Annotated in this window: 7 protein-coding genes; 3 read left to right on the top strand and 4 right to left on the bottom strand. The window is 61.1% G+C overall.

The annotated features are described in order from the left end of the window. Nucleotides 1–309 precede the first annotated feature (309 nt). The 3 genes from ABY948_RS10620 to ABY948_RS10610 are packed head-to-tail and all read left to right on the top strand — an operon-like array spanning nt 310 to nt 1871. Nucleotides 310–558 carry a hypothetical protein gene (locus ABY948_RS10620; RefSeq protein WP_461482512.1) on the top strand — a complete coding sequence of 83 codons (249 nt, stop codon included), beginning with the start codon at nt 310–312 and terminating at the stop codon, nt 556–558. 1 nt (nt 559) lies between these two features. Then, a complete protein-coding gene (pnuC, locus tag ABY948_RS10615) occupies nt 560–1174 on the top strand; it encodes a nicotinamide riboside transporter PnuC (protein ID WP_461482511.1) in 615 nt (204 codons plus the stop codon). Continuing rightward, nucleotides 1134–1871 carry a phosphotransferase gene (locus ABY948_RS10610; protein ID WP_461482510.1) on the top strand — a complete coding sequence of 246 codons (738 nt, stop codon included), beginning with the start codon at nt 1134–1136 and terminating at the stop codon, nt 1869–1871. Before pnuC ends, ABY948_RS10610 begins: the two co-directional genes overlap by 41 nt. Before the next feature lie 9 nt (nt 1872–1880). Here the strand turns inward: ABY948_RS10610 and ABY948_RS10605 are convergent, their stop codons facing one another. The 4 genes from ABY948_RS10605 to ABY948_RS10590 all read right to left on the bottom strand — a co-directional run. Next, nucleotides 1881–2243, bottom strand: coding sequence for a c-type cytochrome (locus ABY948_RS10605; protein ID WP_461482509.1), 363 nt, complete (start codon nt 2241–2243; stop codon nt 1881–1883). A 30-nt stretch (nt 2244–2273) separates the two neighbouring features. Then, the gene (locus tag ABY948_RS10600; protein ID WP_461482508.1) at nt 2274–2849 is read right to left on the bottom strand and encodes a Tll0287-like domain-containing protein; all 576 of its coding nucleotides are present in this window, start codon (nt 2847–2849) and stop codon (nt 2274–2276) included. Between the two features lie 61 nt (nt 2850–2910). Further along, nucleotides 2911–4224: a cytochrome c3 family protein gene (locus ABY948_RS10595; protein WP_461482507.1), complete on the bottom strand. Its 1314-nt coding sequence runs from the start codon at nt 4222–4224 to the stop codon at nt 2911–2913. Nucleotides 4225–4240: 16 nt separating this feature from the next. Then, the coding region (locus ABY948_RS10590; protein WP_461482506.1) for an FAD-dependent oxidoreductase at nt 4241–6155 on the bottom strand (1915 nt) is incomplete at its 5' end.

Genomic DNA, 6155 nt, shown 5'->3' with positions numbered 1-6155 from the left:
GTCGGCGTGACCGCGAAATACCGTTTCTAGGGCCTGTTCACACTAATTTGGTTGCCTCTGTTGTGACTAAAAAAGCGCCAATCTAGGCGCGAGAAATGAATTTAGTGGTTCTAACTGAGTGACGAGTAACGACGAGTGGCGCTTTTTTAGCCGCAACCCAAAGGGCTGGGGCCATTTTTGCCCCCAGCGTTGTTGTCATTCGCTCATTTAGAATAACTAAACCACGCTCATTCCGCCTCGCTGGAAGCAAAAATGACCTCCAGCAGTGGTAATCAAATTAGTGTGAACAGGCCCTAGGGAGATATAGAAATGCTTGTGACCATCGACGTCAGCATGTATCCGAACCGGGAGGATTTTATTACGCCCATCAAAGGATTTATCGACAGGATCAACCGCTATCCAGGCCTGCAGGTGCAGACCTTTCCCACCAGCACCGTGGTGCAGGGTGAGTATGAGGAGGCCATGCGGGCGGTGCAGGAAACCATTGCCGCCTGCCGCGAGGAGTTTGGCATGGCGGTATACGTGCTGAAGGTCATTCCCGGTTACGAGGCGCTCTGAGATGTCGGGATGGGCGGTGCCGGCCTGGCTCAATCTGGAAATGCTGGCGGTGCTGTTGTCCCTGGCGTACCTGTTGCTGGCCATGAAGGAAAACAGCCTGTGCTGGTACTGTGCCTTTTTCGGTACCGCCATCTACATCTGGATTTTTGGCGGCGTAAAGCTGTACATGGAATCCCTGCTCAACGTCTATTACCTGGTGATGGCGGTTTACGGCTGGTACCAGTGGCGGCGGGGCGGCGCGGCGCACCACGGGCTGGAAATCAGCCGCTGGTCGTTTGAGCGCCATCTCTATGCCTTTTTGGGGGTGTTGCTGCTGTCGCTGATTTCCGGGTGGCTGCTACAGCAGCATACCGATGCCGAGTTGCCCTACCTGGACTCATTCACCACCTGGGGCGCTGTGCTGACCACCTATATGGTGGCCCGCAAGGTGCTGGAAAACTGGCTCTACTGGATTGTGATCGACAGCCTGTCCATCTACCTTTACCTGAACCGCGGCCTGTATTTTACTGCCGGCCTGTTTGCCCTTTATGTGGTGCTGGTGGTGATCGGATTCATCACCTGGAGAAAACATTACCTTGCGCAACATCGAGCGTACCCTACAGCAGACCCTGTCTGACTGGCAGCACTGGCACCAGCCGCTGCCGGGAAAGCCGCGGCTGGTGCGTCCGCTGCCGGGGGGCAGAACCAATCATTCCTTTCTGGTAGAGAGCGGCGCCCATCTCGCGGTAGTGCGGGTCAATGCGGTGAACAGTGCCGCACTGGGTATTGATCGCCGCAGGGAGCTGGCTCTGCTGCGCCAGCTGCAGGGAAACGGTTTTGTCCCCCCGCTCTGGTATGCCACCACCGCTGTGCTGGTGACCGGATTTGTGGAGGGGCGTCACTGGCCCGCAGATGCCCTGCAGCAGGACAACTACCGGGAACGGCTGGCGCAACTTGTGCGAGGCTGGCAGCAGTTGCCTGCGCCCGCCGCGACAGCAGGTTTCAGTTATTTGCACCACTGCCGGGGCTATCTGGCACAACTGGGCCCTGGCCAGGTCGATGCGCAACGGATTGAAACGCTGGCGGCGGCGGTGGACCAGTCAGCTTGGCAGCCGGTGATCTGCCACCACGATCTGGTGGCGGAAAATATCATTGATACCGAGCGCGGCCTGGTCGTGCTGGATTGGGAATACGGCGGCTGGGGTCACCCGGCCATGGATCTGGTGCGGCTGTATGGCGGCGATTACGCCCATGAGCAGGCGGGGATGGTGCACCGACTGCAACAGGCCATGGACGCCCTGTGGCAGGCCGTACAGGCCATGCCGAATGCCTGAATACAGGGCTCAGGGTGCCACCGGCAGCTGCGAGAGCATATAGTTTACCGCTTGGGCCATTTGCTCATCGCTGAGTGCCGAACCACCGCGGGGGGGCATCAGCCCGAACCCGTGGATGGCGTGTTGCACCAGCGTTTCCTCACCCTGGGTTACCCTTGGCCCCCACATTTTGGCATTGCCGATAATGGGGGCGCCGTTGAGTCCCGGTTTGTGACAGGCATGGCAGTTCGCCTTGACCAGCGCTGCCCCGGGATGCGGGGGCTGTTCCTCGATTGCCGGAGCAGCGGCACTGGCGTGCTCGCTTTCCGGTTTCTCCGAACAGGCCAGCAAGACCAGGCAGGCAGTGGCAATCAACAAGACAGGTTTCAACATAGGGTCACCCGGGTTTGGAACGCCGTATTTTTACAGTGGCACGCGAATTACCACGCCACCCATCACTTCACCGATTTTGAAGTCGGTTTTGGGTGAGTCCTTGTGGCCGTTGTGACAGCCGGTACAGGCTGGCGAAACGGCCACATCCGGGTAGACCGCGGTGTAGTAGGTGACATCGCCGAGGGTCTCTTCACCGTAGTAATTCTCGCCCGGGTTTTCCGCAATGAATTTCAGACCCGCTTCCTCGACCGGGGTCTTGGGCGCGTTCTGTTTGTTGATCGGCCACAGGGATTGCAGTGAATAGGTGAAATCGTCGGTCATGGTGGCCACCGCTTCAGCTCCGGCGCGGAACATCTGGGCCGGCAGCAGGGCGCCATTTTCGATGTCTTCCCAGTGCTCGTCGGGCTTGATGGCCCCGGCGCCATTGGGGCCGAGGCGCTGGATAATCAACTTGGTGTAGTTGGAGCGGTCAGCCTTCATCACCGCAAACAGCGAGTCTGTGTAGACTTTCGGGTCGATGCCGGCCTTGGCTTCGGTTTCTTCCTTGCAGGCGGTCAGGGCGATCACCGAGGTGACCAGGGTCAGGATCAATGCTGCTTTCTTCATGGTGTAGTCCTCAGGGTTGGATGAGTGGTTGTGGGGGTAGTGGCAATACGGTTGGCGCGCATCATTCAGCCTCCCGGCGCAGTGCCCAGTCGATGGCGGGGATGTGCTGTGACGGCTTGCCGTTGAAGTTGTTGTCGATCAGCGCCGGGTCCGCCAGGGCGTCGATGGCAAACCCCAGGCTGTGGCACTGCATGCAAACCGGTCGAATCATTTTTTCGTTGGGCCTGAGGTTGTCGTTCTGGTTGTGGTTCACCTGGATGACTTTCTGGCCCAGCTGGACTTTTTCTTCCCGCGGCATATGGCAGGTGGCGCAGGTGACCGCCTGTTCGGCGGGCAGGGCCCCGGCGATGGCCTGGCTGAGCAGCTTGCCGTGGGGGGAGGCTTCAAAGGCCAGGGAGTGCTGGTCATTGTGGCAGCCGAGGCAGGCCTGGGTGGCGGCGAATTGGGTGTCGGTACTGTGGGCGCTGTGGCAGCTGTTACAGCCCTGGTGCAGGGACAGCGACTGCGCCTTGAAGGGCAGGTGGGATTCCAGCGGGCTGATGGCGGGCAGGGATTGCGCCAGGCGCATGCCGTGTTTGCCGGCCTGGTAGCTCTCTGCCTCGTTCCCATGGCAGGTCTGGCACTGTTCGATACCGGGTTTTTCAACCCATGCCTGGGTGGCCGCATCAGCGTGGCAGCCGCCGCAACTGACCCCGGCCCCGGCGTGGCTGCTGGCGGACCACTCGCCGTGAATATCCGGGTGTTGCGAAACCTGCTGGGGGAATTCCGGTTGCTGTGCGGGAATCTGTGCCGGCGCCAGCCTGGCGGCGGCGTCGGGTGGGCTGAGCTTGGCCAATGCATTGACCCAGGCGCCCTGGTGGTTTTCCAGCAGAAAATCTTCGTACAGTGCGCGGTTGTCGTGGTAGTTGTGGCAGCCGGCGCTGGCACAGCTGTCAAAGGCCAGGTTCTGGTGGCTCTCCCGATCCTCACCGATATCCTGATGACAGTGGAAGCAGTAGTCTTTTGGTAGGGTCAGACCCATGGGGTGGGTCTGTTCCTGCTGGTGTTCGGTGTGGCAGCTGACACAGTAGCGGGCGTCCAGCACCGCCAGCAGGTTGGCGTTGCGGGGATCGGTGAATTTCTTTTTCGGGTGGGAGTCGTGGGCGGCCTCCAGTTCTTCGCCGTGGCAGCCCACACAGGCTTTCTGGATGGATTCCTGGCCGCCGAAGGCATCGCTATGGCAGGCATCGCAGGCCAGCTCGATCTGGTAGTGGCCATAACTGGTCTCGCCAATCAGCAGGTTCTGCTTGTTCTCTGACTGGAAAAAGCTATAGCCGTAGTAGCCGGCGAGTCCCAGCGACAGAATGATCCAGCTGAACCACAGCCACTTTTTCATTGTGCTGGCGCCGCCATCAGAAGTAGTACACCGAGAGAATGTGGAAGCCCAGCAGGATCGGCAGCGGCCAGGACACGATGATGTGCAGCCATTGCAGGTACTTTCTCGATCCGCTGGCGGTGCCGGCGGAAAGCTTGTGGCCCACGCCGATGGCGCTGCTGGTGACCGCCCCGAGCAGCACCACCGCCAGGAAATTGAGCATCAGCAGCTGGTTGAGGTTGGCGCCCAGGTGAAAGCCGCTGTGCAGCACCAGGGTGATGCAACAGAACAGCCCGAGCAGGCTATGCAGCAGCCGCCAGGCGGAGAATTTTCCCATCCAGGCCCAGCTCAGGCGTTTGCGCAGGGACATCAGCAGGCCGACGGCCGTAAGGCCCAACAGGGTGAAGCCGGTGACCTGTTTCCAGAACTTGTCGTTCCAGATGCCCTCAAACCAGCCCTGTTGCTGCACGCTGTCGGCCACCTGGGCCTCGGGCCAGAAGCTGATCAGGGCGACCAGTAGCAGTGCCAGCAGGCCGGCGGTGGTCAGTGTGGATGCACTGGACTCTTTTTCCGGGGCGCTGTTATCGCCGACAATCTGCTGCAACAGCGGCTTGCAGGAGCCGCAGACGGTGCCGGCTTTGGTGCAGTCCTGTAGCTGGGCCACCGAGCAACAGCCGGTTTGTACTGCGTCGCCCAGTTGCCGCAGACTGATATTGTTGCACTGGCAGATGATGGTGCTGCCCGGCCATTGGCTGACAGCATTGCCCTTATCCCCCCACAGCCTGCCGTTGCGGCGGAATTGGTAGAGCTGCCAGCGGTTGAGTTTGCGCCCGTTCTGGTAGGCCTCCTGAATGCGTCGGGATTCGGGCCAGTCCCCGATGCCCACCGCGCCAATAATTTTGCCCTTGAGGGTGACCAGCTTGCGGTACTGGCCACTGCCATCCCGGTAGCGGGTTTCTTTCTGGAAGGGCCGGGCCGCCAGTTCACTGACTTCGCCGAGGCTGCATACCCGGGTGCCGACCACCTTGAGATTGCTGACGGTGGCCGACCCCTGGTAGCGGGGCAGCGGGTCCTGGTCGGGTGCGGCGATAATGGAGGCGGCCACCGAAGCCTGTTCATAGCCGGGGTTGACCAGCCCGTAGGTGGCGCCCTGGTGTTCGCAGCACTCCCCGATGGCATGGATGTCGGGGTCGGAGGTCTGCAGCTGATCGTTGACCACGATGCCGGTGCCCACCGTCAGGCGCGCCTTGCGGGCCAGCTCGATATTGGGGGTGATGCCCGCGCAGAACAGCACCGTGTCGCAGGGAATCGTGTCGCCGTTGCGGGTAGTGACCGAAGTGACGTGCTCAAAGCCGTCGATGGCGCGCACCCCCGCGTGGGTGATGACGTCGATGCCCAGGCTTTTGACTTCCTGTTCCAGCAGCTGGGCGGCATCTTCATCCAGTTGGCGATTCATCAGGTGGGGACCCTGTTGTACCACCGTGACCCTGGTGTGGAATTTCAGCAAGCCCTTGGCCGCCTCCAGCCCCAGCAGCCCGCCGCCCACCACCACGATATGGCGCGAGCGCAGGATGCGGGCGTAGAGGCTCTCGGTATCGCGCAGACTGCGGAAGCTGAACACCCCCTGGCGTTCAATGCCGGGAATGTTGGGAATATGCGCCCGTGCGCCGGTGGCGAAAACCAGTTTGTCGTAGCGGTATCGGCCCCCGCTGGCATCGGTCACCGTGTTGCTGTCGCGGTCGATGTCGGTAATGGCCGAGGGGGTAAAGCGAAAGTTACGGTGCCGGGCGATGTCGGGCAGGGGCAGGTCGATGGCATCGCGGTCGATTTCGCCCGCCAGCAGCGCCGACAGCTGGATGCGGTTGTAGGGCAGGCAGCTTTCGTCGCCAAACAGGTGGATCTGGTCTTCCGGGCGACGGCACAGCAACTCGTCGGCAAAGCGGATACCCACC

This window comes from Porticoccus sp., assembly GCF_041592135.1.
Lineage (GTDB): Bacteria > Pseudomonadota > Gammaproteobacteria > Pseudomonadales > Porticoccaceae > Porticoccus.
Note: the sequence above shows the minus strand (reverse complement) of the source record. Positions and strands in the feature narration are given on the sequence as shown.

What these genes read in the sequence shown, in the direction of transcription:
- ABY948_RS10620 (WP_461482512.1), top strand. Translation starts at nt 310, where the DNA reads ATGCTTGTGACCATCGACGTCAGCATGTATCCGAACCGGGAGGATTTT.
- pnuC (WP_461482511.1), top strand. Translation starts at nt 560, where the DNA reads ATGTCGGGATGGGCGGTGCCGGCCTGGCTCAATCTGGAAATGCTGGCG.
- ABY948_RS10605 (WP_461482509.1), bottom strand. Translation starts at nt 2,243, where the DNA reads ATGTTGAAACCTGTCTTGTTGATTGCCACTGCCTGCCTGGTCTTGCTG.
- ABY948_RS10600 (WP_461482508.1), bottom strand. Translation starts at nt 2,849, where the DNA reads ATGAAGAAAGCAGCATTGATCCTGACCCTGGTCACCTCGGTGATCGCC.
- ABY948_RS10595 (WP_461482507.1), bottom strand. Translation starts at nt 4,224, where the DNA reads ATGAAAAAGTGGCTGTGGTTCAGCTGGATCATTCTGTCGCTGGGACTC.